At 58.3% G+C, this 24,144-nt stretch carries 24 protein-coding genes; 8 read left to right on the forward strand and 16 right to left on the reverse strand.

The window, feature by feature from the left end; all coding sequences use genetic code 11:
* Positions 1 to 68 precede the first annotated feature (68 nt).
* Entirely contained in the window at positions 69 to 368 is a 300-nt protein-coding gene (locus G3O01_RS35790) for a hypothetical protein (protein WP_205811730.1), read from the reverse strand.
* Positions 369 to 1,082: 714 nt separating this feature from the next.
* Between G3O01_RS35790 and G3O01_RS35795 the strand changes: the two genes are divergently transcribed.
* Positions 1,083 to 1,433: an RcnB family protein gene (locus G3O01_RS35795; protein WP_205811731.1), complete on the forward strand. Its 351-nt coding sequence runs from the start codon at positions 1,083 to 1,085 to the stop codon at positions 1,431 to 1,433.
* Positions 1,434 to 1,615: 182 nt separating this feature from the next.
* Here G3O01_RS35795 and G3O01_RS35800 read toward each other — a convergent pair whose 3' ends face one another.
* The 4 genes from G3O01_RS35800 to G3O01_RS35815 form a co-directional block, all read right to left on the reverse strand.
* Entirely contained in the window at positions 1,616 to 2,725 is a 1,110-nt protein-coding gene (locus G3O01_RS35800; protein ID WP_205811732.1) for an S-(hydroxymethyl)glutathione dehydrogenase/class III alcohol dehydrogenase, read from the reverse strand.
* Positions 2,726 to 2,765: 40 nt separating this feature from the next.
* Positions 2,766 to 3,041, reverse strand: coding sequence for a formaldehyde-responsive transcriptional repressor FrmR (gene frmR, locus G3O01_RS35805; RefSeq protein ID WP_205811733.1), 276 nt, complete (start codon positions 3,039 to 3,041; stop codon positions 2,766 to 2,768).
* A gap of 208 nt (positions 3,042 to 3,249) precedes the next feature.
* On the reverse strand, positions 3,250 to 4,092 hold the full coding sequence (locus G3O01_RS35810; protein ID WP_241024572.1) for a transporter substrate-binding domain-containing protein: 843 nt from the start codon (positions 4,090 to 4,092) through the stop codon (positions 3,250 to 3,252).
* 140 nt (positions 4,093 to 4,232) lie between these two features.
* Complete coding sequence (locus G3O01_RS35815) at positions 4,233 to 5,021, reverse strand: hypothetical protein (RefSeq protein WP_205811735.1); 789 nt, start codon at positions 5,019 to 5,021, stop codon at positions 4,233 to 4,235.
* Positions 5,022 to 5,128: 107 nt separating this feature from the next.
* Between G3O01_RS35815 and G3O01_RS35820 the strand changes: the two genes are divergently transcribed.
* Entirely contained in the window at positions 5,129 to 6,037 is a 909-nt protein-coding gene (locus tag G3O01_RS35820; protein WP_205811736.1) for a LysR substrate-binding domain-containing protein, read from the forward strand.
* A gap of 25 nt (positions 6,038 to 6,062) precedes the next feature.
* Here the strand turns inward: G3O01_RS35820 and G3O01_RS35825 are convergent, their stop codons facing one another.
* Positions 6,063 to 6,398 carry a hypothetical protein gene (locus G3O01_RS35825; protein WP_205811737.1) on the reverse strand — a complete coding sequence of 112 codons (336 nt, stop codon included), beginning with the start codon at positions 6,396 to 6,398 and terminating at the stop codon, positions 6,063 to 6,065.
* A gap of 176 nt (positions 6,399 to 6,574) precedes the next feature.
* Between G3O01_RS35825 and G3O01_RS35830 the strand changes: the two genes are divergently transcribed.
* The 4 genes from G3O01_RS35830 to G3O01_RS35845 are packed head-to-tail and all read left to right on the forward strand — an operon-like array spanning position 6,575 to position 11,762.
* Positions 6,575 to 8,233, forward strand: coding sequence for an OmpA family protein (locus G3O01_RS35830; protein ID WP_205811738.1), 1,659 nt, complete (start codon positions 6,575 to 6,577; stop codon positions 8,231 to 8,233).
* 42 nt (positions 8,234 to 8,275) lie between these two features.
* Positions 8,276 to 9,868, forward strand: coding sequence for a hypothetical protein (locus tag G3O01_RS35835; RefSeq protein WP_205811739.1), 1,593 nt, complete (start codon positions 8,276 to 8,278; stop codon positions 9,866 to 9,868).
* Positions 9,868 to 10,740 (forward strand): hypothetical protein, encoded by an 873-nt coding sequence (locus G3O01_RS35840; RefSeq protein ID WP_205811740.1) that lies wholly within the window; start codon positions 9,868 to 9,870, stop codon positions 10,738 to 10,740. The genes G3O01_RS35835 and G3O01_RS35840 overlap by 1 nt, the downstream gene beginning before the upstream one ends.
* A gap of 38 nt (positions 10,741 to 10,778) precedes the next feature.
* Positions 10,779 to 11,762, forward strand: a complete 984-nt coding sequence (locus G3O01_RS35845; RefSeq protein ID WP_205811741.1) for a CAP domain-containing protein — start codon at positions 10,779 to 10,781, stop codon at positions 11,760 to 11,762.
* Between the two features lie 439 nt (positions 11,763 to 12,201).
* Here the strand turns inward: G3O01_RS35845 and G3O01_RS35850 are convergent, their stop codons facing one another.
* The 3 genes from G3O01_RS35850 to G3O01_RS35860 form a co-directional block, all read right to left on the reverse strand.
* Positions 12,202 to 13,224, reverse strand: coding sequence for an LLM class flavin-dependent oxidoreductase (locus G3O01_RS35850; protein WP_205811742.1), 1,023 nt, complete (start codon positions 13,222 to 13,224; stop codon positions 12,202 to 12,204).
* A gap of 78 nt (positions 13,225 to 13,302) precedes the next feature.
* Entirely contained in the window at positions 13,303 to 14,160 is an 858-nt protein-coding gene (locus G3O01_RS35855; RefSeq protein WP_205811743.1) for an oxidoreductase, read from the reverse strand.
* A 44-nt stretch (positions 14,161 to 14,204) separates the two neighbouring features.
* Positions 14,205 to 14,936 (reverse strand): SDR family oxidoreductase, encoded by a 732-nt coding sequence (locus tag G3O01_RS35860; RefSeq protein ID WP_205811744.1) that lies wholly within the window; start codon positions 14,934 to 14,936, stop codon positions 14,205 to 14,207.
* A gap of 112 nt (positions 14,937 to 15,048) precedes the next feature.
* Here G3O01_RS35860 and G3O01_RS35865 point away from each other — a divergent pair, with 112 nt between their 5' ends.
* Positions 15,049 to 15,960, forward strand: coding sequence for a LysR family transcriptional regulator (locus tag G3O01_RS35865; protein ID WP_205811745.1), 912 nt, complete (start codon positions 15,049 to 15,051; stop codon positions 15,958 to 15,960).
* Positions 15,961 to 15,976: 16 nt separating this feature from the next.
* On the opposite strand, the gene G3O01_RS35870 is transcribed toward G3O01_RS35865, so the two are convergent.
* The 7 genes from G3O01_RS35870 to G3O01_RS35900 form a co-directional block, all read right to left on the reverse strand.
* Positions 15,977 to 17,317 (reverse strand): sorbosone dehydrogenase family protein, encoded by a 1,341-nt coding sequence (locus G3O01_RS35870; RefSeq protein ID WP_241024565.1) that lies wholly within the window; start codon positions 17,315 to 17,317, stop codon positions 15,977 to 15,979.
* A complete protein-coding gene (locus G3O01_RS35875) occupies positions 17,317 to 17,766 on the reverse strand; it encodes a DUF2231 domain-containing protein (RefSeq protein ID WP_205811746.1) in 450 nt (149 codons plus the stop codon). The genes G3O01_RS35870 and G3O01_RS35875 overlap by 1 nt, the downstream gene beginning before the upstream one ends.
* A 23-nt stretch (positions 17,767 to 17,789) precedes the next feature.
* Entirely contained in the window at positions 17,790 to 18,818 is a 1,029-nt protein-coding gene (locus tag G3O01_RS35880) for a hypothetical protein (protein WP_205811747.1), read from the reverse strand.
* A gap of 93 nt (positions 18,819 to 18,911) precedes the next feature.
* A complete protein-coding gene (locus G3O01_RS35885) occupies positions 18,912 to 19,202 on the reverse strand; it encodes a putative quinol monooxygenase (protein ID WP_205811748.1) in 291 nt (96 codons plus the stop codon).
* 152 nt (positions 19,203 to 19,354) lie between these two features.
* Positions 19,355 to 20,281 carry an alpha/beta hydrolase gene (locus G3O01_RS35890; RefSeq protein WP_205811749.1) on the reverse strand — a complete coding sequence of 309 codons (927 nt, stop codon included), beginning with the start codon at positions 20,279 to 20,281 and terminating at the stop codon, positions 19,355 to 19,357.
* Between the two features lie 152 nt (positions 20,282 to 20,433).
* Positions 20,434 to 21,642, reverse strand: a complete 1,209-nt coding sequence (locus tag G3O01_RS35895; RefSeq protein ID WP_205811750.1) for an MFS transporter — start codon at positions 21,640 to 21,642, stop codon at positions 20,434 to 20,436.
* A 128-nt stretch (positions 21,643 to 21,770) separates the two neighbouring features.
* The gene (locus G3O01_RS35900) at positions 21,771 to 22,916 is read right to left on the reverse strand and encodes a porin (protein WP_205811751.1); all 1,146 of its coding nucleotides are present in this window, start codon (positions 22,914 to 22,916) and stop codon (positions 21,771 to 21,773) included.
* 336 nt (positions 22,917 to 23,252) lie between these two features.
* On the opposite strand from G3O01_RS35900, the gene G3O01_RS35905 reads away from it, so the two are divergent.
* On the forward strand, positions 23,253 to 24,143 hold the full coding sequence (locus tag G3O01_RS35905; RefSeq protein ID WP_205811752.1) for an alpha/beta hydrolase: 891 nt from the start codon (positions 23,253 to 23,255) through the stop codon (positions 24,141 to 24,143).
* The last annotated feature ends 1 nt before the right edge of the window (position 24,144 follow it).

The following is a 24,144-nucleotide window of genomic DNA, read 5'->3' on the forward strand; positions in this document are numbered from 1 at the left end:
GGCTCGTCTTTGGCGGTCTGACGCGCCGCCTGTCGAACAGCTTCGCTATTGATAGTTACTTTGGCAATCTAATCCGTTCGATCTTGCCGTTCATTTTTGTGAACGACCTCGACGTCGACCGTGCGGCCGTCGTCGCCAAACTCGCGTGCGTGTCGGCGCAGTGCACGTATCTTCCACCAGAGATAGCCAGCCACGACCGTGCCCACCCCGAGGAGCACGGCGAGCAGTACTAGCGACAGCAACGCGGCCCCGACGAGCACGACCACACCAATAACGCCAGCCAGCAACCGGCTGAACCATCCGGAGCCGACGATCCGGATCTCCTTCTCATACGTCACTCGCTGCGGTGGTGGTCTGTCGTTCTGCATCGTTCGTCTGGCCGTCGTTCGGCGAATGGTCTAGGTCTACGCGGGCATGCGATAAACGCGCCGACACGTGCCCGAGAAAAGATCCCGCATTTGTGCTTCGCTCGCGTCGGTTAGCGCTTTGACCACATCGTCAATCATTTGTTCAAAGCTCGCCGGGAGCCTTCCTGGCGGCAGTTGACGAGTACAGGCTTTTGCACTGAAGCGCACTCCAAACGAAGAACGGCAACATCTGCTGGCCGATTCGTCCCCTCAATTGAAACAAATTGTCTTTCGCGATTGGAAAGTGTGCGGCTGAACAGGCGGTGCCAGGCCCATCTGTAACAGCAAGGCGCAGGCACAAATATTCCGTAAGCCGGATCGGGCCTATGGATGTGACCATCGCGTGTCAACTATGACTTCGACAACGACAACGTTATGAAAAAGCACGCATTCAATTTCCTCATCGCCGTCAGCGTAGCCGCGGTATCCCTCTGCGCCGCCGCTCAGGAAGAGCCCATCAGCCCGCCGGGCGGTCATCCGAAACAGCAACGAGACGATCGGGCTCATCACGATAACGTTCATCGCGATCCCGTTCGACAAAGCACTCGCCGCTCAAATGGTCCGGATCAATCCGCGCCACGCGAACATCACCAGCCGGTTGCGCATGACTGAAACGGACCGACATTCAGCCGACGCAGCTTTTGACCTGGCTCCCACTATGCAAGGAGTAATCGCTTGAAGAAAGGCCTGATCGTATTTTCCGTAGCAGCGAGTCTGCTCGGACTTTCATTGTCTGGATTCGCTCAGGAAGGCCCGGGTGGCCCCGATGACGGTGGCCCCTACGCATATCGCCACGAACCGGGCGGTCCGCCTCCGCCACCGCCTTTGCCCCACCATGACTGGCGACGTGGCCAGCCTGTGCCGCCGCAGTACCTGGCGCCGCAATACGTGGTCGACGACTGGCGGGCGTACGATCTGCAACCGCCGCCGGCCGGATACCGGTGGCTCAGAGTGAATGGCGATTTCGTGCTTGCGGCCGTCGCCACAGGCGTCATCACCAGCATTCTGCTGGCGCCGCATCCGTAATTCACGCGGATAAAGAGGAGTAGATCCCGCGCCAGCGGGATCTACTCCACCGCATCGACCCGCAAGCCCGAATATTCGCAGACCACTGCGGCGTCAGATACGCCTACGGTAGCAGCACGCCGCGTGGATACGCAGAATCCGCTTTGAAGGGAACGCGAACAGTCGCACATTCCCTCGTCGACTTAATAGTGGACGACGGTCCGGATCGACTCACCTCGATGCATCAAGTCAAAAGCTTCGTTGATATCGGCGAGAGATTTGCTGTGAGTAACGAACGGAGCGAGCTGGATTTTCCCTGCCATTGCATCCTGCACCATGCCCGGCAGTTGTGAGCGCCCCTTCACGCCACCGAATGCCGTGCCGAGCCAACGACGCCCAGTGACCAGCTGGAACGGTCTCGTCGAGATTTCCTGACCAGCACCCGCTACGCCGATGACGACCGATTGGCCCCAACCACGATGAGCGCATTCCAGTGCCGCGCGCATCACGTTGACGTTACCGATGCACTCGAAGCTATGGTCCACACCCCAACCCGTCATTTCGACGATCACCTGCTGGATCGGCTTCTCTGAGTCTTTCGGGTTCACGCAGTCGGTGGCACCAAAAGCGCGAGCCAGTTCGAACTTCGTGGGGTTGGTGTCGATCGCGATGATGCGGCCAGCCTGGGCGAGCTTGGCACCCTGAATCACAGCGAGTCCGATACCACCGAGTCCGAACACGGCAACGCTATCGCCGGGCTGCACCTTGGCCGTATTCTTCACAGCGCCAAGGCCTGTCGTAACGCCGCATCCCAACAGGCAAACCTGCTCGGGGTTCGCGTTCGGATCGATCTTCGCAAGCGAGACTTCCGCGACGACCGTGTACTCGCTAAACGTCGAGCAACCCATGTAGTGATAGACCGGCTGCCCGTTGTAGCTGAAACGCGTCGTGCCATCTGGCATGACGCCTTTTCCCTGGGTAGCACGCACGGACACGCAAAGATTCGTTTTGCCGCTCTTGCAGAACAGGCATTCTCCACACTCTGCGGTGTAGAGCGGAATGACGTGATCGCCCGGCTGCACACTGGTGACGCCTTCACCTACTTCGACGACGATGCCCGCTCCCTCGTGACCGAGCACGGCCGGAAACAGACCTTCGGGGTCATCACCGGACAGCGTGAATGCATCGGTATGACACACGCCCGTGTGGGTGATCTTGACCAGCACCTCACCCTTGCGGGGCGGTTCGACGTCGATCTCGACGATTTCGAGAGGCTTGCCAGGTGCGAATGCAACTGCGGCTCGTGATTTCATGCGAATCCTTATGTCAGTGGGGGATCGACGGTGACCCGAATTAGCGTAGATACGACCTGACGAGGCCGACGAACTCTTCAATGGAGCTGTTTGAAGCGCTCCGCGCGCCGCTGAGATGGGCGAACTCTTCGCGCAGATGGCTTTCGAGTACTCCGGCCATCAATCCATTCACGGCACCGCGAACAGCGGCGATCTGCTGCAATACAGGCCCGCACTCCGCCCCTTCTTCCAGCGCCCGTTCAAGCGCATCAATCTGCCCACGCAGCCGGCGTACTCGTGCCAGTACGCGCTTTTTTTCCTCGGCGGTATGCGGCATCGCAACCTCGATCTGGTCGATGAGGAAATGAATTGTATACTCCCCCCCAGTATAAGGAAACAAACTTTTTTGTCTTTGTCGGGGAAGGATAGCGGTCCGCGCGGATGGCCGATGCCTGCTCTTGCAGCGCCGGGCCGGGCGTCCGCTCACACGCCGACGCCCGGAAATCACCACTCAGCGACAGGCCGGCAATGCCCGGCCCGCGCCGTCACGGCATGATATTGATCTTGAACCACTTCTCTGACAGTTTCTTCACCGTGCCATCTGCGATCGCTGCCGTTAGCGCTGTGTCGAACTTCCCTTTCAGATCGGCGTCGCTCTGGCGGAACGCAAGGGCTTCCCCTGGACCCCAGATCGTGCCTCCAATTTTCGGCCCCACGAAAGCGAGTGATTTGTTCTCCGGTTGCTGAAGCACTGCCGTGAAATAACTCAAGTCATCGAATGCGACATCGATTCGGCCCATTGTCAGATCAAGATCGCGCTCCGGGGACTTCTTGTACTCGCGAACGGTTGCGATGTCCTTGAAATTCGTGTTGATAAAATCCGTATAGGCAGTGCCTGTCTGGATACCAATCGCTTTTCCCTTCAAAACCGCGCGCAAGCGGTCGATGGTCGCCTTGTCTGTTTTCGTATCACCGCTCAGCTTGAGTACGTCGGACGGACCGCCAGCACCCGAGAGTACTTTCCTGTCCGCGGAAACAAAAACGCCGGGCGTTAGCGCGTACGGTCGCGAGAAAGTGACGACCTTTTCACGCTCCGGCGTAATCATGATTGCGTCCATCAATACATCGAACTTGCCTGCACGCAGCCCTGGAATCATCGCGTCCCAGTCCTGAGCAACCAGTTTGCAGTCGAGCTTGATTCGCGCGCACAGGTTCTGCATCAGTTCCGGCTCGAAGCCGGCGAGCTTCCCGCCGGGCAAAGTGATGTTCCAGGGCGCGTATGCGCCTTCGGTGGCGATCGTTACGGAAGTCCAATCCTTCGCATACACCGGGGCGGTCACGCACAACGATGCGCTGCATACGGCCAGCGCCACGAGTCGACGCAGCATTCCACGTTTGCCTATCACTTTCATCCTCCGTTGGCGGGTCCGCCAGGTATTAATCCATCGCGTGTGTAACGCCGCTCGCTTTCCGTGCCGTCCCGAAGATATCCAGGCACGGTTAGCGCATCACCATTGTTGAATTGCTATTACGCTGCACGTCCATAGAAGCCGAGCTTCTCTTCATCGCTGAACACGACACCCGCTCTCTCGTAGTAAGAGAAGACGGCGATCATCCGCTCGCGATTTCCGCGCACGCAAGTCACGCGATGCGCCGTGTTCTTCCCTCTGAATACGTTCAGATTGCCTGCCGTCAGCCTCAGGCTTTTGACTTTCGGATCAAGCCCTTCGAGCAGTCGCGCGACACCGTCGTAATTCGGATCGTCATCCGCGCGCAGATCGGAGCGGTATTCGAATTCACCGCCCGCTTCGGGTTCCTGTAGCAACAGCGTAGTCGTGAACTCGGACCGGTCGAAATGCCAGTTCAAGGTTTCGCCGTGCCGATAGGACATGACGTTGACGCGCGCGAGTGGGTCTTGCATCGGGTACAGCGCGTTTTTGCCCATCGTTGCCGCGAGAAAGTGAATCAGCGGCTCGTACTCGTAGATGGCCAGCACCGTGCTCGAGGGAATCTGATCGGCACACACGGTGTGGCTGACGGTCTCGACTTTGCGCAAGGCCGGATGTCCCGCATAGAGCTCTGCGATCTCCGGCTTGAAGTAGATGTTGTGCGACCGCTTGTGCTCGTGAGACCGCGTATTCATGACAGGCTGGATTTCCGCGACTGCCTTTTCGGCCACGCCGGGCAGAAGCAAACCTTCAAGATTGAACATGCCGTTTTCTGCCAGATCGGCCACGCATCGGTCGACCAGATTTCGCCATTCAGCCGTCCCAACGCGATCCAGTGGATAACGGTCCAGGTCCAGAATTTCCCGCATGGTTTCTCCTCCTCAGATAGTGGAAAAGAAAGTATCGTGGACAAAACTTTCTTTCAACGGCATAAATTGTTAGTCTGCCGGTAGAAAAACTTATGCTGAGGACCGTGATGTCGAGACTTCCTCCGTTGAACGCGGTCAAGGCGTTCGAGGTAGCAGCAAGAATGGGCGGGTTCGCGCTGGCGGCGACGGAACTTGGCGTGTCGGCGGCGGCTGTCAGCCAGCAGGTGCGAAATCTCGAAGAGTATTTAGGCAAGCAGTTGTTCGTTCGTACGGGCAATCGGATCACGCTGACCGATGCGGGCCTCGCCATCTACCCTCAGACTGCTCGCGCGCTGAACGACATTGCCGCGATGACGGTGCGCATTCTGGAGGGTGAACTGCGCATGCGGCTCGTCGTCAGCGTGCCGGCTTCGCTTGCAGAAACGTGGCTGCTACCCAGGCTCTCTGAACTGCTGCACCTGTTCCCCCAGATTGCGATCGATATCCGGGTCGAGGACGATCCCATCGACATCGTGCGCCAGGATATCGATCTGCGGGTCAGTTATGGCGACTATCACTATCCGACGCTCAAAGCGATTCCATTGGTCCACGATGAAGTGCTGCCTGTTTGCGCACCCGACTTCTGGTACAAGCATGGCAACCATGACTTCGACCTGTCATCGATTCACGAGAGCATGTTCATTCACACCAACTGGGGGCCGAACTATGCGTCGCACCCGACATGGCGTGACTGGTTCGCGAAATCGGAGAATAGTGCCCATCCCGATCCGTCACGCGGGCGACGTGTCGGGCTTTCCAGCCTGGCTATCGCGACGGCCAGGATGGGTATGGGTGTGGCGCTCGGCCAACGGATGATGGCTCGCGCGGATCTCGAGGCTGGACGCCTGATCGCGCTCTCACCCGTGTCACTTCAACTGGGTCATCCTTATTGCGCGTTTGTGTCGCACGTCAAGGCGGAACGGGCCGACATCAAAAGGCTTGTCTCGTTGCTGAGCATCGATACGTTGTCTGAATGATGGCGCTGGCCAATAAGTTCGTACGCTATTGCCCGTTTCGCGTAGCACGATCGCCTTCGACATTCGCATCGTTACGGCATTCATAAGCACCTTCCTTGGTATTGCCATACCAACGCTGCCCTTTGAAGTGATACACGCCTGTTTTGGTATTGACCCATACGACGGTGTCGTTTGGGCAATGCTGCCTGGCTTTCTGCTCGCTTTGGAATTGCGTGGCGGATTGCCCATAGGCCGCGTCCAGTGGCGGCAGACATGCTGCCAATATAAAAAAGGCATAGCGAGCAGCTTTTTTTAGAGTTCTTTGCAACACCAGTCCCCTTAGACACCTGGAAATAGATATCGCGACTACGTTACGGTTCATTCATGTTCGGTGCAACCTGATTCTTTTGGTCTTTTAATCTCACACGATTAAAGGCGCACGTCTTTTGTGCCGATAACCCGGATTCGTGTGCTGAGACCCGCAAATGGATTCTGGTCTCGCACCTGCTGGTCGGTCAGGTAGAGAGGCCTGGCCTTCGGATCTATATAAGGACTTGAATGACGATTCGCAGCCCCATTGCGCTAGGCGTGGCTTTGTGTGTTTCGGGATGTGCCATCAATCCGAAAACCGGTCAGCCGGAAGTCAGTGCTTCCGTTAAAACCCAGTTCAACAGCATTTTCAATAACGAAGATCCCTGCTCAAACAATGACCGCAATATCGGCATTGCCGTGGGAGCGGTAGCCGGTGGCGTAGTCGGTTATCTGGCTCACGGCGCAAAAGGCGCTGTCGCTGGCGCGGTGATCGGGGCAGGCGGTGGCTTTCTGATCGGTCACGCGCTAGACGCACGCCGCTGCGAGCTATACAGGATTGCACAGGCGAACGGCCTGAAACTGGCATCAGCGCCAATCACTCAGAGCAAGGCCGGCGGTGCCAATTCCACCGACAAGCCAGCGACTGTAGGCCTCGATGTCCAGCTAGAAAACAAATCTGACGAGTTCGTCGCGGGCACTGCGGAATTGACTCAGCAGGCGCGCAAATACCTCGCGCAGATCGCGAACCAGTACTCACCCAAAACGCTAATGGCGGCACTGCCGCCCGACGCGACACCTGATCAGCGCGCGCAGGCAAGTGCACGCAAAGTGCTGATCGTCGGACACACCGACGAGAACGATTCGTCGCTCGGCGCGGATGCTGCGACACTCTCGCAGCAACGTGCGAAGGCTGTGGCGAAAGTATTCGTCGATCAGGGTGTCCCTGTGCAGAACATCTTCTACCAGGGCGCAGGCGACACGCTGCCTATCGCCCCGAATGCGACGGATCAGGGGCGCGAGGAAAACCAGCGCGTTCAGATCGTCGACGTTCCGACGGAAGCGGACCTGCAACAGTTCCTGTCTACCCGCACAGCCGATCCGGCCAATTATCGTTTCGCCAATACGAGTACAGCGTCGGTTCAGGAAACGTCATCAGGTCAGCGCAAGAACACGGTCAATACCACGTCCTCGGACCATGCGGCAACGAGCAAACCGGCCGTCAAACCTCGATCGAAGCCAACGACCGTCGCGAAGGCAGGTAACGCGGGCAGCATCAAAGCGGAAGCAGGCGCGCCCGTTGCATCCCAGTCGCGGTCCACGATCTCAACCAGCGATGCAGCATCGGGATCGGGTTACAACTTCGGCGGCACACCCACGGCGGGAAGCGGCCTTCCGGTGCGACTTGGTTCGACACCCGCCAAGTCCTCGTTCAGTCTGATCAGCAATGCGAACGCCGGCGCACCCATGACACTCAATTCGTGCCTGGGCGATCGCCCGCACGTCGCATCTGCCGTTCGTAATCTCGGCACCGACCAGGTGCTGAATGTTCGCGACTACCTGCCGGGATTTTACGGTGCTCCCTGGGCGGCAGGACTTGGCGGCAACCTGGTCGCACTACTTGACGTACGCGTACCCAGCGATGCCGGCAGTCCCGTTCCGCAACCGGAGCTGAAGATCTATAAGGACTATGCAGGCAACGTGAACCAGAAGCCCTCGTACTCCGCGCGTGTCCCTGTCAATGTGTATCGCGGCAGCGACGCCACGCTCTATCGGGTTTTCGTGGGCGGACCAATGCAGTGCATGGATCTCGTTGTACCGGTCAGCAAGCCTCGTGCGACAGGCAACGTCTACTACACGAACCGGTCGGTGGACTACACCGCATCCGGCGATTTCGCACTTCGTTAACACCATCCAACAACTAACAACCAACAACTCCGGGGCTCGAACGTGATAACCGATTTTCTGCAGGCCTTTGTCTCCACTATCGCGTGGTCGCTGCCGCTTCTGATTGCGGCCGTCGTGACACTCTTCTTCGCGTGGAAGCGCTATACCGATGACCTCTGGTGGGCCGACTTCTGGGTGTGCGTGCCTCTAGTCGGAAAGATGCGTCGCTGGAAACAGCAAACGCACGGTATCGAAAACGTGGCGACGTGGAAGGACGCGGGTTTGCCACCCGCGGAAGAGTCGCTGTGCTCCACTTATATCGACAAGCTGCCGAAGGTGGATCAAAGAGTGTTCGAGCGCGCGAGCGAGTATCTCAAGATCACCCACCAGAATGGCCGCTCGCCAATGTCCGGGGTCATGTTTGTCGCCCTGATCCTATTGACGATCGCGGAAGCGGCCGGCACCGGGATGCTGATTGCGCCGTTCGTCGCCAGCGAAATCACCGGCAACCAGATGGTCTGGATCGGCTACGTGATCGCCACCGTGATGGCCGTCGGTCTGCTCGGGTTGACTCACGCAGCGGGCGCCGCCGTGTATAAGCGCTCGGCTATCAGGAAGGCGCTCGGCTCAGTGAATGCGACGGTTGAAGGATATACAGGTCAAAAGATCAGCAGCGGCGACGACCAGCAGGTCGACATGGACGCGTCGCCCAAGGTGCGCTTCGGCAGCCGGGTGCTGGAAGGTGCACATGATCGTGGCAGTCTCGTCGTGCCTGTCGTCGCCATCACGTTGCTGGCCGTTCTTCTGATCGGCATCACGTGGATGCGGATCAAGGGTCTGCAGATCGAAATGACCAATCATGTCGCCGACCACGGGCAGCTTGCGGCAGGCGGCGGCAGCAATCCCTTCCCTGCCGTGCCGGGTCTCGATGCATCGACACCGATGCCGACCGATGTGGCCGACTCGTCGCGTGCCGCGCAGCAGAACGTCGATCACGAACTGAGCAGCGAGATGTTCAGCCAGGGCATCGCTGGCGCCATCGTGCTGGCGATCATCTACGTGATCACGCAGGCACTCGGGTTCTTCCAGGCGTTCGGCAGTTCATTCATTGGCGACGGCAAGAATGCGTATCGCCAGACGTTCGGCCACACCAGCTTTCAGAGCTACCAGGCAAAGCACATCAAACCAGCCCTCGATCGCGGCAACATGCGATTGACGGAGCTTCGTTCGCACCTCGGTCGGGAAGTGCCGAAGTACCGCGAAAACGTATCGAAAGTCAGTTGCAACGACTACTACCGCCGCAAAGTGGATGAGGAAACGGCTCCCACGTCGGCCGTTAGCCGCACGCAACAAACCGATGCCGCTCCTGTGTCGCCGGCCTTCGCACAACCTGCGCAACAGGCCGTCCCGGAAGCATCTGTCAATGTCGCGCACGCGGCAGACGCACTCCCGCTCTTTAGCGATGTCGCGCGAATCGCAGAGCGCATTGTGGATGAGCCCGATCAGGAGCGCCGTAAGGTGATGCTCGACATTGCCGCCGAAGGTTCGGCCGAACGCCGCAGTTCGATTCTCGCCGCCGTCCAGGCCCTCAAGGCGCACCGCAAGGCAGCCGCAGAGCAGGCGCGTATCGAAGACGACATTCTCGGGGATATCTGATGCGTCGATCGATCCAGGCACTGCGTTCGCTCGCGTTCGGCACCTGTCTTGCGCTGTCGGCTGTCCTGCCGGCTCATGCCGGCCTGACGAACGATGTTCCCAGTTGCTACGCAGCTAACAAAATCGCCGCGCCACAAGTCCCGTACGATCAGTTCATGTATGTGCTGATCGATCAGACAGTGCAGCTTGACGCGACATTGCAGAAGTCGGTGCTCGACAACGTTCAGGCGATGCTGAAGCCTGGGACAAAGTTTGTCATCGCAGAATTTTCGGCGTTCTCGCAGGGGCACTATCTGAATGTGCTGCATACGGGCGTTATCGAACGTCCGATTCCCGCGAGCGAGGAAGGCAATGTCGTGATGAGCCGTCTGCGGGACTTCCACACCTGCATGCAGCAACAGCTGGTGTATGGACAAAGACTCGCGCTCGGGACCACCGCACAGGTACTGAAGTCGGGGACGTCGAGCCTCGATCAGTCTGACATCCTGATGGCGCTAAAGAGCGTGTCGCCCGCCGTCGCGCAGGAAAAGGCTGCGCACAAGCTGGTGTTCGTGGTCACAGACGGGTTGGAGAACTCCAGCGTGACGAGCTTCTACGCACGCAACGCGGTGCGGCACATCGATCCGGCCGTCGAACTGAAGAAAGCGCAGGACAACAATCTCTTCGGGGATTTTGGTTCTGCACGCATCTATGTTCTCGGGGCCGGCGTGATGCAGCCCGCTACCAGTGGATCGACGGCCGTGCGCAACGGCTATCGCGACCCGAAGACTTTGATGGATCTGAAGCAGTTCTGGAACGGGTATTTCTCGCGCTCGAATGCACAACTCGTCGAGTTCGGCGAGCCTGCGCTGCTTGAACCACTGTCCTGGTAACTAGTGAGTGGTAAGCGTAAAAACAATCGGCACATCAGATGCATACAACAACAATTGCCGCGTGGATTGTCGCGATAGCTGCACTTGCAGGTTGCGCAACCAGAACACCCATCGTCGAGAACCCGGAACCGCTCTACGATGGGCCGGTTGTCCGCTTGCGTCACGCGCCGGGCCCTTCCAATACGATTCTGGTCGGCCAGGCTACGGCCCTCGACTATGTGAACGCACGTCGCGAAGAGGTCGGATTGCCTCTGATCGCGCTCGACGACGGGCTGGCCGCAGCCGCTGCGGCCCACGCAAAGTACCTGGATCTGAATCGTGTTGGTACGCACGATGAAGTCGCCGGGAATCCCGGATTCACGGGCGTCGACGTGATCACGCGTGTGAGGCTTCACACGCCCGCTGACGGAGCCAGCGAGGTGCTTGCTGTGTTCGGTGGTCCGCGTCCGGTTGACGCGCCGATAGAGGATATTTTCGCGTCGCCCTATCATCGCGGTGCGATTCTGTTTGACTGGGCCCGCGCTGGCGAAGCGTCACTGGTCGGCTCGAGCGCTGTGACCGTAGTCGATTTTGCGGACATCGCGCCCGCGCTGTCCGACACCGAACTGGTGGCGTGGCCTTACGATGGCCAGCGACAGGTGCCCACGGCGTGGGTCAATATCGAACAGCCGGACCCGATGGGCACCGATGCGCGGTATCGTGGTCAGGTGCTCGGCTTTCCGATCACGCTTTCGGGTGGACCGAACGCGCACATTGAACTGCGCAGCTTCGAACTGCGCGATCAACGAGGCAAGAAAGTCGCTTGCAGGATTGCCCCGCTTACGGCCGCAGATGCTGCGCGCAACACCGCGATCTGCACGCCCTATGAACCGCTGCGTACTGGAACGCGCTATACCGTGCACGCGCTCGGGCGAGTGATGCAATTGGGTAAGGTCGCGCCCTTCGATCTCATCTGGGCCTTCACTACGCGCGATGATGGAAGATCGGCGACATCAGTCGTCGCGCAATCAGGTAGCAAATGACTGGAAGGACTTAACGAATTCCGGTGCCGGCGATGTGTGTGCGAGCACCCGCTTTCATCTGATAGGGTTGCGCGGCGAAAAGTTGGCCATGTCTGGAAACGCCGCCTCCCGATCCCGCGCCAGGTCGACTACTCGCGAGCCGCGTGCATCACGCACCGCCCTGTCTGTCACCACCCCTCGGTCTTTGTGCGACGTCTCGTCGACTCGCTCTTTCGGGCGTCGCACGCAATGCCCGCTTATCGGCCTTAGCTGACATTGGAGTGTCAGTCACGGTGAGGCAGTTGATAGGCGCTTTGCAGCCGTTCGCGCCGTCGTAGAGTCCAATGTCATCGCCGATGCCAGTGAATGAGTACTCACGACCCATTTCTGCCGGTCAAACCAACGTTGGGCCAAGGGCAGCTATCGAACGCAGACGTGCCATTCGAGATTCAACTGAACCCTAACGCCAGCCGAGCTCAGGCGCGACGTGAGTCAAAATGGATTCGATCACGTGCGAGCAGTACTCCACGCCCAGTTGATTCGGCACCGTCAGAAGTAACGTATCTGCCTCTGCGATTGCCTCGTCCCTGGTGAGTTGATCTACAAGAACATCAGGCTCGGCTGCGTAATTGCGCCCGAAAATCGTCCGGATGCTGTCTTCCAGCAGGCCGACGGTATCGGCGCTTTGTCTGTCACGCCCGAAGTACATCCGGTCGCGGTCGTTCATCAACGCAAAAATACTCCGGCTGACGGACACGCGAGGTTCCCGCCTGTGCCCGGCTTCTTTCCATGCCTGCCGATAAGCCCGAATCTGCTCTGCCTGCTGAATGTGAAGCGGTCGACCCGACTCATCGTTCTTCAGCGTCGAACACTGTAGATTCATGCCCATCCCCGCTGCCCAGATTGCGGTCGCATCGGAGCCGGAACCCCACCAGATCCGGTCGCGTAGGCCTTCGGAGTGAGGCTCGACCCGAAGCAGCCCCGGCGGATTCGAAAACATGGGGCGCGGATTGGGTTGAGCAAAGCCCTCACCGCGTAGCACCTCGTAAAAAACCTCGGTATGGCGCCGCGCCAGATCGACATGCGTCTCGCCTTCGCCCGGTGCATAACCAAAGTAGCGCCAGCCATCGATAACCTGCTCGCCAGAGCCACGGCTGATGCCGAGTTGCAGCCGTCCACCCGCGATAAGGTCCGCTGCGCCGGCGTCCTCCGCCATGTAGAGCGGGTTTTCGTACCGCATGTCGATGACACCCGTTCCGATTTCGATCGTGCTGGTCCTTGCGCCGACAGCAGCAAGGAGCGGGAACGGCGACGCAAGTTGTCGCGCGAAATGGTGAACGCGAAAAAATGCGCCATCGGCGCCGAGCTGCTCGGCGGCCACCGCGAGTTCGATCGATTGCAGAAGAACATCCGATGCTGATCGCGCCTGCGAATAGGGCGAAGTCGCCCAGTGGCCGAACGAAAGAAAGCCGATCTTTTTCATTTCAGATGCCCCATCAGCAAGTTCAGATGCGAAACCGCGGCACGCCCCGTTGTCCGTTCACGGCGCGTCGCGTCGCTTTCAGGCCGGGAAATCGGTCGATGCCGACAGCGCCTTCCACGCCTGCGTTTCCGACGTAACGTACACATTCTTGTCGGCGATTGCTTTCAACGTGTCCGTGCCAAGCGGCAAACGCGACGGCGGAGTTACTGCGTGAACTAGCGCGACGACGGCAGTTGCCAGCCTTTCGGGATCGCCTGGCTGGTTATGGTTGATGCTGACCGCGAGTTCGCGCAACTTGCCTGACGTTTGCGCGTAGTCGTCGATGATCTCCTTGCCGACCAGCAGCGACGACGTGTCGAGAAAATCCGTGCGAAAGAAGCCGGGCTCGATGGCGGTCGCATGAATGCCGAGCGGCTTCAGTTCGTCATGCAAGGCTTCCGTGATGCCTTCGACCGCGAACTTCGTGGAACTGTAGACGCCAACGCCTGCAGCCGCGCGATAGCCGACGATCGACGACGTGTTGATCACGTGCCCCGAGCGCTGTTTGCGCATGACGGGCAGCACCGCACGCGTTACGTTCAGCAGGCCGAAGACGTTGGTGTCGTACATGCGCCGCACATCCGCGTCGCTCGATTCTTCGACGGCGGCCAGCAGGCCGAAGCCCGCGTTGTTGATCAGCACGTCGATGCGGCCGAATTTCTCCACCGCTGCTTCGACGGCCGCTTTCGCTTGCGCCTCGCTGGTCACGTCGAGTGCGACGGTCAACAAGGCAGGCGATTCACCCAGACGCTCGACGATCGCCGCGGTATTGCGCCCCGTGGCGACCACCGCATTACCATCCGCCAGCGCGGCCTTGGCGATCAGCGCACCCAGACCGCGCGTTGCGCCCGTGATAAACCAGACGCGTTTGAATTGCTGTTTCGTGACGTTGCTCATGTCCTGCTCCTGCGTGTATATGTCCTTGAAGCCCGCTGCGTTCCTTAAAAGTCCTGCACGGTCGGTCGGATTACGATTTCGTTGACATCGACCGAATGCGGTTGCTCGATCGCGTAAGCGATGGCCTGCGCGATGGCATCGGCGGGAATGGCCATCTTGTAGAAATCGACGACGAAGTTGCGGCTGTCGTCATGGCCCGAGCCGAACTTGAGTTCGGTATCGATCGCACCCGGAGAGATCACCGTAGTGCGAATCTTGCCGCCCACTTCATGACGCAAGCCCTCGGAAATCGCGCGAACCGCGAACTTGGTGCCCGAATACACCGTGCCGCCGGGGCTGAACACTTTCAGGCCCACCACGGACGCAATGTTGATGAAATGCCCCGACTGCTGCTTTTCAAACACGGGCAATGCCGCTGCGACGCCGTAGAGCAGACCTTTGATGTTGATGTCGATCATGCGATCCCACTCGTCTGTCTTGCGCAGCGACAGTGGCGCGATGGCCATCAGGCCGGCGTTGTTGACCATCACATCGAGCCGGCCATGTTGCGACACGACGTCGTCGATCAGACGAATGACTTGCGTTTGATCCGTTACGTCGAGCGGGTGAACGGACGCCTTGCCGCCCTTTGCGGCGATTTCGGCGGCGATGCGTTCCAGCTTGTCGAGCCGGCGCGCGGCGAGTGCCACCGTGGCGCCTTTCGACGCGAGAAGTTTAGCGGTGGCTTCTCCGATTCCGCTGGAAGCACCTGTAACAATGATTACCTGGTTAGCCATGGTATTTCTCCGAGGGCTGTTGAATTGCGTGGAATCAAGTCTCGCCGTTAAAAGGATTTTTGATTAGACTGGAATGTATGGAATCTCTTTTCCATCCATGCAAAAATCATCCATGACCGAACCTGCCGATCTAAACGACATCGCCGTCTTTGCGCGCGTGGCGCAACTCGAGAGTTTTAGCCGTGCAGCGCGAGCACTCGGCATGCCTGTCTCCACAGTGAGCCGCAAGGTGTCGGCGCTCGAGGAACGGCTTGGGGTGACGCTTCTGCAGCGCACGACCCGCAAGCTCAGCTTGACCGTGCAGGGGCGCACCTATTTCGATGCATGCAGCGAGCCGCTTAACCATCTGTATGATGCGGAGCGCGTGATTACCCAAACGCAAAAGAAGCCTGAAGGTCTGTTGCGCATCTCCGGGCCCGTCATGCTGCAACAGGAGGCGTTTTACGACTTCCTGTCTTCATTCCTGAAGCGCTATCCGCACATCCAGGTGGACCTGTACTTCACCAACGTGTTCGTCGACCTGATTGCAGAGAACGTCGACGTGGCGATCCGCTTTGGCGATTTGCAAGACTCGAGCCTGGTGGCCCAACGGATTGGCAAAAATGTTCGCCATCTCGCCGCTTCTCCTGAGTACCTGAAGAATCACCCGCTCCTTTCCCGCCCCGAAGAACTCAGCGAGCATCTTTGCGTGCTGAGCAACGCAAGAAACAACGAGACAGAATGGCATCTGGTCAGTGGAAGGAAATCGGCCAAGGTCCGCGTAACGGGCCCAGTCGCCGCGCGCGACTTTCACATCGTCAGCGCGTTCGCGCTTCGCGGGCATGGCATCGCCCTTCTTCCGTCGAGCTATTCCGATGCACCGATCGCTCGCGGGAAACTGCGTCGCGTACTGCCTGAATGGTCATCACCTGAGATCTTCGTGCACGCTGTTTATCCGACGCGTCGCTTCATGCCTTCAAAACTCAGCGCGTTTCTTGAAGCGCTAAAAGCTTGGGATGGACCGCTATGGCTTCCGTTGCGCTAGCGCGCTGCAACAACGCTCATTTGCCGCTGGCGGCTACCCGCCAGACCGTATTGCCAAGATCGTCGGCGATCAGCAGCGCTCCGCTCCTGTCGACCGCGAGTCCCACGGGCCGACCGCGAGCGTGGTTGTCGGGACTCAGGAAGCCGGTCACGACATCCTGCGCTGGACCGCTCGGCATTCCGTCATGAAAGGGAATGTAGACGACCTTATAGCCGTTTAGCGGGCTTCGATCCCAACTCCCGTGCTCTCCGACGAAAGCACCGCCGCGGTATGCCGCGGGAAGATTCGTCCCCTGGTAAAATGCCATTCCAAGCGGGGCAACGTGGGAACTCAGTGCATAGTCGGGCGCAATCGCTCTCGCAACGAGGTCTGGTCGCTGCGGCATAACGCGCGGATCCACGTGGTTTCCGTAATAGCTATACGGCCACCCATAGAACGCGCCGTCTTTGACGGATGTCATGTAGTCCGGGACGAGATCCGGGCCGAGTTCGTCCCGCTCGTTTACCACCGTCCATAACTTGCCCGTCTGCGGCTCCCATTGGAAACCATTGGGATTGCGCAGGCCGCTTGCGAATATGCGATGCGCGCCCGTGGTCCGATCGACCTCCCAGATGTCCGCGCGATCGATCTCGGCCTGCATGCCGTTTTCGGCTATGTTGCTATTCGACCCAATGCCTACGTACAGTTTCGATCCATCGGCGCTTGCAATCAAACTCTTGGTCCAATGGTGATTGATGGGCCCCGCTGGCAAATCGGTGAGCTTCGTGCCGGGCGCACTGATTTGCGTGTCGCCGTCGTGATAGGGGTAGCGGACGATTGCATCCGTGTTTGCGACGTACAGATCGTGTCCGACAAGCGCCACGCCAAAAGGCGAATTCAGATGATCGAGGAAGACTGTCTGGGTCAGCGGCTGGCCGTTCGTTCCGCCACGCAGGAGCGTAATGCGGTTCCCCGCCTGATTGAACTCACCGGCAGCGCCCAGCACTACGCCGACGACAAGGTCTTTGGGACGCATCACAGGCGCATCAGGCCCACTCGACTCGATTACCAGGACATCCCCGTTCGGCAGGACGTAAAGCGATCTTGGACGCTTCAGCCCTTTTGCCAGCGCACTGACTTGCAGACCTTCCGGGACCGTGGGCGTCTCGTCCTGCGCCCAGGCTCTCGGGGTCGCGATGCGCATTGGCGGAAACAGATATTGCCTCAATCCAGGCAGCACCGGATTAGCACCAATCTGCAATTTCGGGTCGGCTGCCGTGTAGTCGTCGCAACCCGCTAGCGAAAGCGTGAGCGCCATGGCAACACTCGACAGCGACATGACCGCAGCGCGTCGGGTCAGGGATTGAGCTGTTTTCATCAGTTGGCTACTCCCACTCGATGACGATAAATCAAGGTCTTCCCGATCCATCCGGTGAACGACAGCAGACACACGACGATGAGCGAAAGCGTCAAGCCGGCCGGAACGATGGCCGTATATCCGTCCCGGCTGTGCACGAACGCGTTGACGATTGCCAGAACGATCGCGAGAACATTTCCAGTAACGTGCAGCCAGGCGACGCTCATGGTCCGAACCCGCCGGTTACCGAGAAAGTCGATCAGTCCTGCAAGCACTGCGAATGCGGACATCACAAGGCCGGCTAACAACAGCCAGTCTGAGAAGATTTCCCACTGCACGTCGGCCGTTTTCCAGTAAGCAAGGTCAGTTAGCAGTGTCCCCACGAAACATACGTAAGGAAATGGAACCAGCAATGCGTGAACAGGATGACCGTGCACGCTGGCAAGGGCTTTAGGGTTACTTTCTGCCATTTTTGAAGCTCCGCAAGTGACTGTTAAACACGAACGCCGACAATTCCCGCGACAATCACGGCCGCCCACAGCGTCGATGCGACAATGAGCGCCCAACACACGGCACTCGCCCTGCGACGCTCGACATGATGAGCGACCAGGACCACACGCAATCCGCAGGCTATATGAGCAAGTACCAGCCAGACACCAAGCACGTAGTGCGGAATGAGCCGTACATTCCATGGATCGGCCAGCAGCCCTTTGGGTAATGCGGTCGCCCATGCGTAGTCCGTCTCTGTACCAAAGTACCGGGCGAGCACGAAGACCGCGTTGATATGCGACGCGATGAATATCGCCAGATAAGCGCCTGATGCAGTCTGGAGCACGTCCAGAATGCCTTGCCCCGATCTGATTTTTGTTTCAGCGAGAACGAGTCCGCTGATGATCTGAAAGCACAACAGTGTCAAAAGAACGGGCTCGATCAGTGGTGATCGGTAGACACTTCTTAGTTCCAGCATCATCTCCCGATGCGCGTCTGCGCCCAGCACACCAAACGTGTGGTTGACCAGATGCGCGATGAGAAAAACCAGCACAATGACAAGCGCCGCTACGCCATGCATCACGCGCACAGGCCTCATATGCACGAACGAAGGCGCAACTGGAACGGGTCCGCGGTGACCCAGCAAGACCAATGACGCCGCGCATAAGATCGCCAGCCAAAGCCCGACCCAAACCTGAACGTCTTTCCCGTCGATCTTCATCAGATAGAGAAACACGCCAACAATCACAAACAGCGATGGCGATACGAACGAGAGATAGGCCACTCTGCGCAGGACGACGCCTTCCGACCTCATCGCTGGGGTGCGTCCAAGAGCATAGAGACTGACGAAGGCCGTGCCGGGAACTGCAAAGACCAGTCCCAGTGACAGCAGTGCCTCCGCAATCCGATCCGATAGCCGGAATTGAAAAAACATCGCGAGATACCACGGATAACCGACTGCCATCAGCGCAGGAACCATGTGCAGACACACCAAAGCCTTTGAACATGATGGCTGGGGGGCGGGACGTTGCATGACAGTTCACCAGAAGCCTGGAAGGTGTGGTTACACGACCAGTGTTCGCTGACTGGCCGTGCCCCAGTGGTAGCTCACGCCAAAACGGAATACTCAGAAGGGGATTTCCGTATAGTGATGTTCGTCGTAGTTCTCTTCCAGATAGTTATTCACCGTATCGTTGAAATGGATCCAATGCGATGTTTTTCCGTGAGCAGTCAGCGTCGCCTGATCTCTCCAGTGTTCGATCAGAGAATAATGATTTGGATTTTTCGCATCGATCCATAGCTCGTAGTAAATGCACCCATCTTCTTTATTCGATTCAACGACCATATTTTCGAGCAGACCTAGAAAATTCCGCTTTGAATCTTCTTTAACCTTGAAGAACACGTTGAGGATGATCATGTCAGACTCCTTTCATGAAGCATGGTGAATAAAGTAAGGCTGATTGCCTTTCGATAAAGCTTCGGCGGCGCATTGCATCGGTGGACACGTTCTCGGCGAACCGATATCGACGGGACACCGCCGTGTAACCCAAGGCTTGAGCCCGAGGTTGGTTACTTCCCGTCAGTTTCCTGGATGAATCTGCGTAGTTCGCGCAAGAAAGTGTCCGGCTGTTCTTCTGCGATCCAGTGGCCAGATTCTTCGATGGGTCTGACCGTCACATTTTCAGCAACTTCCAAAAGCATCTCTTCCGCGAGTGGCAGGAAAAAGCTTGCTGTCCCGCCGAGGCCGAGTACCGGCATCTTCAGTTTCCCCTTCTCCGACAGCATCCGTCGGTTGTCGTCCTCGTCCTTCCCGAACGCGCGGTAGAGTTCGAGGCCAGCACGCATAGCGCCCGGTGCGGTGTAGTCGGCAACGTATCGCTGTACGTCGGCCAGCGAGATAGCGTCCGGGTTGGAACTCAGCCGCACATAGAAGGAGCGAAGATAGGGAAACTCGCTGCCGGCGATCAGCATTTCGGCAACGTTGTCTGCCGCACCGTGAAGATGGAAATGCCAGAGCTTTGCCTCGCTGAAGCGTGTGGTTGCGACGCTCTGAAATGCCTGGGTGCCGGGGATCGGCGCTTCCATCAGTACGAGGCGCTCGACATCCTCTCGATAGAGTGTTGCGAACGCGTATCCGACCAGCATTCCAAGATCGTGACTGACTAGCGTGATCGGATTCGTCACGCCGAGATGGAGGAGCAACGCCCGGATGTCTGCCGCCATGGTCTGCTTGTCATAACCGCTTGCGGGTTTCGAGGACCCTCCGGCTCCGCGATAGTCCGGAGCAACGACGAACCAGCCGTCGTTGCACAAAGGCTCCATGACGTGGCGCCATTCCCACCATGTCTGTGGCCATCCGTGAAGCAACACCATCGTGCGATGGCTGTCGCCGTTGCCTGGAGGTATGCCTGCGGTGACATAGTGGATTCGAACACCTTCGCGCTCGAACATGCTGTGGTGGACTCTTTGCATTCCATGCTCCTCGACGGAATCCATAACCTGAGTCTTCATAGTCCGCCCATCGGATCACATACTCAATAACGCCATGGACTCGATGCGGCATACGAAGGTACTACGTACCGCGACTCTCGACTCTTCTATCTCAAAGACAACAAACGCTAATGCCTCCCTTCGACAGAGTGGCGTACTCAAAGTCCGCACCCCTTAGGGGTCGGACGATTCTGTTGATCACCTTGTGCCGAATAAGCAGCCTTGAAGCGTTTAGCCGACGACACAATAATTCCGGCGACAACGAGCGCCAGCACTCCGCTCAACGCTCCCGCAACGCCAACCTCGCGCAAACCGGCCCCATCGATCACTTTGCCGCCGACGACAGCCCCCAATCCAATGCCAGCGTTGAAGATCGAGACATTGAGCGATGCCGTCAGGTCCTGCAATGCAGCTGGAGCTGAGCGAATCGTTCGAACGTGATTCGTCACAAAGCCGGCCGCATGCGCTGCGCCCCAGATGACGAGCGTCACCATCGCTACTACGCGGTGTGTAAGCAGGCCTGGAAAGGCGGCCATGGAAACAGCCGCGACGAGGATAGCAACGACCGCTGAACGCAAAGGGTTTGAATCGACAAATCGCCCTGCAATCGCGTTCCCGACGATACCCGCGACGCCGAACCCCATCAAAATCCAGCCGGTCGATGTGACTGTGAAGTGTCCAAGCCTGGTCAGCATATCGGCGAGGTAGGTGTATGACGTGAACATCGCAGTCAATGCGAGCAGGGACATTGCAAGATTGATCAGAATGAGAGGACAGGTCAGGATCTTGAGTGCGGAAACCCGTGTCTCGTCAGGATCGACAGTGATCCGGGGAAAGAAAAGCCAGATCAGCAGCGCGATGCATGCGCAGACCACGCCTCCTGCAGCGAACGCCATTCGCCATCCCCATGCGTCGGCAAGTATCGTCGTTATCGGCGAGCCCACCACGCTCGCCACGGCGACGCCTGAAAACACCGTCGCAATTGCACTGCCTGCCTTGGCGGGCCCGGCAATTTTCGCCGCGGTCGATGTCGCCATGCTCCAGTACACTGGCAGCGCCAATGCAGATAGCACTCGCCCAACAGCAAGAAAGGTGTAGTTGGGTGCAAGAGCAGCGATAGCCGCACCAATAACCGTCACCCCCAATACGCTCGTGAACAGCAGCCGTCGTTCGACGTGGCGTAACGCAAGTGTGAGAAAGGGACCCGTGATCGCGACCGTGAAGGCGAATGCGCTGACCAGCAACCCGACTTGCGAAACGGGCACGTTGAGGTCATGAGCAATAAGCGGAATGACGCCGATGATATTGAACTCGTTGGTCAACATCGCAAAGGCTGCGGCAGCCAGGAGAGGAACGGCGAATTTCATGATCAAACCTCGTGCACGGTGCCTATCTGGCCGGAAACGCGACCGGACGCTCCAATCAGACGACACACAGGAAATTTTGAACGGGAACATTCAGAACGGAATGAAGCGGACAATCTGATGAAAAGCGATCAGAACCTCGTGCGCATACCCACCGTTCCCACCATCTGCTTGCTGCTGGACGATGCGCCACCAGAACCGTTGATATACGCGACGAATCCATGGCCTGATACATGCTGGTACATCGCTTCTGCGTAGACGTCAGTGCGCTTCGAGAACGAATAAACCGCCTGCACATTGATCTGATTCCATTTCGGATCGAGGTCGAACGTCGTACTTTGAGTCACGTGTCCGTCCGTATAGGTGTAAGAGCCACCCAGCGAGACCGAGTGGGTGAGCGCGTATTTGACGTTTAGCTCATAGTTGTCGAAGCGAACTGTTCCGTTCTTCGAGCCGAATGAGAGCGTGTTCTGAAACTGGCTGTGCGAATACGCGAAGCCCGCCACGACCGGCCCATAAGCGTAGTTGACGGCCGCAGACGCAGTGCGTTGCACATCGGATCCAAGCTGGAATCCGCCCACTCCGTTTGAACCTGATTCCGCTACGTCGATTGCGCCCGTAGCGCTGCTGGTCAAATTGGATCCATCTACCTGCAAATAAGCAGCTGCAATGTTCACCGGCCCTTTGCTATAAAACGCACCCACGCTATAAGCACGGTTATTGGCGAAGTTCTGATTGTTAGAGAAGGCGTACATCCCGCCAAACCGGAAGCCGCGAAAGTCGTCGCTGCTGTATTTCACTGCGTTGTTGATGCGAACCGAGTGATCGAAGTTGTCGTTATCAAACGGATGCGCGAAACCCAGATCACCCAAAGTACCCGATACGCCAGACAACGGTTCGACAAAGTCGGTAATGAAGTCGTACTGGCGCCCCACCGTCAAGGTGCCGAACTTGTCGCTCTTGATACCCACAAACGCTTGTCGGCCGAATAGTCTGCTGTTCTGTGAAAGCTTGCCATTCTGCAGGTTGAATCCGTTTTCCAGAACGAAGATGGCGTGCAGGCCGCTACCCAGATCTTCTGATCCGCGAAGCCCGAACCGGCTTCCGCTAATCTCACCGCTGGTCGCCTGAAATAGCGAGCCGTGCGATGTGCCCTTCGTCACGTTGTTGGTGTACATGAAACCCGCGTCGATCAGGCCGTAGAGCGTGACAGCGCTTTGTCCGTATGCCGCAGTCGTGGCGACGGCCGAAAGTGCGAGAACAGCTATTCGTTTCATCTGAAACCTCACGTTGCGATGTAACGGCTTTATCTGTCGCGCGACCTGTGCGGCGAGGCGTGCCAATCAGGTACGTCGCTGAATCGCGTCGAATGAGAGACCCCCTTTTTAATCCGCATGACAGCTGAATTGGCGCGCGCGGTCGATCACGCCTTCGTATCGGCTGTCATACGTTGGTGTGATCTTGAGACGGATGCGGGTCGTTCAGGAAGTTGAGGATGGCGCCGCCGGAAACGTGTAACACCAAGGTATGCGATACCGAACCCATCGCGTCATTGAGCGCGACTTGGGATGGGTAGATGCTTTGTGCACACATCCCCACGCCAGGAGATTTCGATGTACTACACCAGCCCCACCGATGGCTATCGCCTCGCATATCACAAGAACGGCTCAGGAAAGCCAGTCGTCATGATCCACGGTTCGCCTGGCGACAGCCATGAATATGACCGGCTCGCCGCGCTGGTGTCAGCCCGCGCGATGACGATCGTCCCCGATTTGCGCGGCTTTGGACTGTCCGACAAACAACTCAATAACGGCAGCGATGTCTTCTCGCGAGATGGTCAGGTCAAAGCCGTCATCGCGTTGATGGATGAACTCAAACTCACTGACGCCATTCTCGTCGGCTATGACATCGGCGGCTTCACTGTGCAGGGCGTCGCACACAAGCGACCTGATCTGGTTGCGGCGCTTGTGCTCGCCCCGCCGATTCCAGGCGTTGGAAGACGCATCCTCGAAGTGTCGCCAGTGAACGAATTCTGGCACGCGACGTTTTTTCGGACCACGCTCGTCGAACAGGTCTTCGATGGCAACCCGGATGCCATCCGCGCGCTGCTGAAGATTCATCTCGACGGCTGGTCGGGTCCCGGTTCGACGGTCACCGACGAGCTGCTCGACAACATGGTGAAAGGCTGTTCGGCGCCGGGCGCTTTCACCGCGAGCGTGTCCTGGTTCCGCCACCTGGAAAGCAATCCCGTCTCCGGCTACGCAACGGAAACCGTGCCGGACATCGGTGATCGCTTCGACAAGCCCGTATCGATTCTGTGGCCTGAATGCGATCCGCTTTTCCCCGTTGCGTGGTCCGATCAGATCGACCGGTTCATGAGCAATTTTTCGCTCAAGTTCATGCCGGGTGTCGGGCATTTTTCACCGACAGAAGCGCCCCAGCTGTTCGCGGCAGAAATTTTTGCGCACCTGTCCGGCGAATGGCGAGCCGACGGCGCGCGTTGAT

This window comes from Burkholderia sp. Ac-20365 (assembly GCF_017104715.1).
Lineage (GTDB): Bacteria > Pseudomonadota > Gammaproteobacteria > Burkholderiales > Burkholderiaceae > Paraburkholderia.

Coding starts and splice junctions, on each gene's coding strand:
- G3O01_RS35790 (WP_205811730.1), bottom strand. CDS start 368: ATGCAGAACGACAGACCACCACCGCAGCGAGTGACGTATGAGAAGGAG.
- G3O01_RS35800 (WP_205811732.1), bottom strand. CDS start 2,725: ATGAAATCACGAGCCGCAGTTGCATTCGCACCTGGCAAGCCTCTCGAA.
- frmR (WP_205811733.1), bottom strand. CDS start 3,041: ATGCCGCATACCGCCGAGGAAAAAAAGCGCGTACTGGCACGAGTACGC.
- G3O01_RS35810 (WP_241024572.1), bottom strand. CDS start 4,092: ATGCTGCGTCGACTCGTGGCGCTGGCCGTATGCAGCGCATCGTTGTGC.
- G3O01_RS35815 (WP_205811735.1), bottom strand. CDS start 5,021: ATGCGGGAAATTCTGGACCTGGACCGTTATCCACTGGATCGCGTTGGG.
- G3O01_RS35820 (WP_205811736.1), top strand. CDS start 5,129: ATGTCGAGACTTCCTCCGTTGAACGCGGTCAAGGCGTTCGAGGTAGCA.
- G3O01_RS35825 (WP_205811737.1), bottom strand. CDS start 6,398: ATGAACCGTAACGTAGTCGCGATATCTATTTCCAGGTGTCTAAGGGGA.
- G3O01_RS35830 (WP_205811738.1), top strand. CDS start 6,575: ATGACGATTCGCAGCCCCATTGCGCTAGGCGTGGCTTTGTGTGTTTCG.
- G3O01_RS35840 (WP_205811740.1), top strand. CDS start 9,868: ATGCGTCGATCGATCCAGGCACTGCGTTCGCTCGCGTTCGGCACCTGT.
- G3O01_RS35845 (WP_205811741.1), top strand. CDS start 10,779: ATGCATACAACAACAATTGCCGCGTGGATTGTCGCGATAGCTGCACTT.
- G3O01_RS35850 (WP_205811742.1), bottom strand. CDS start 13,224: ATGAAAAAGATCGGCTTTCTTTCGTTCGGCCACTGGGCGACTTCGCCC.
- G3O01_RS35855 (WP_205811743.1), bottom strand. CDS start 14,160: ATGAGCAACGTCACGAAACAGCAATTCAAACGCGTCTGGTTTATCACG.
- G3O01_RS35860 (WP_205811744.1), bottom strand. CDS start 14,936: ATGGCTAACCAGGTAATCATTGTTACAGGTGCTTCCAGCGGAATCGGA.
- G3O01_RS35865 (WP_205811745.1), top strand. CDS start 15,049: ATGACCGAACCTGCCGATCTAAACGACATCGCCGTCTTTGCGCGCGTG.
- G3O01_RS35870 (WP_241024565.1), bottom strand. CDS start 17,317: ATGAAAACAGCTCAATCCCTGACCCGACGCGCTGCGGTCATGTCGCTG.
- G3O01_RS35875 (WP_205811746.1), bottom strand. CDS start 17,766: ATGGCAGAAAGTAACCCTAAAGCCCTTGCCAGCGTGCACGGTCATCCT.
- G3O01_RS35880 (WP_205811747.1), bottom strand. CDS start 18,818: ATGCAACGTCCCGCCCCCCAGCCATCATGTTCAAAGGCTTTGGTGTGT.
- G3O01_RS35885 (WP_205811748.1), bottom strand. CDS start 19,202: ATGATCATCCTCAACGTGTTCTTCAAGGTTAAAGAAGATTCAAAGCGG.
- G3O01_RS35890 (WP_205811749.1), bottom strand. CDS start 20,281: ATGGATTCCGTCGAGGAGCATGGAATGCAAAGAGTCCACCACAGCATG.
- G3O01_RS35895 (WP_205811750.1), bottom strand. CDS start 21,642: ATGAAATTCGCCGTTCCTCTCCTGGCTGCCGCAGCCTTTGCGATGTTG.
- G3O01_RS35900 (WP_205811751.1), bottom strand. CDS start 22,916: ATGAAACGAATAGCTGTTCTCGCACTTTCGGCCGTCGCCACGACTGCG.
- G3O01_RS35905 (WP_205811752.1), top strand. CDS start 23,253: ATGTACTACACCAGCCCCACCGATGGCTATCGCCTCGCATATCACAAG.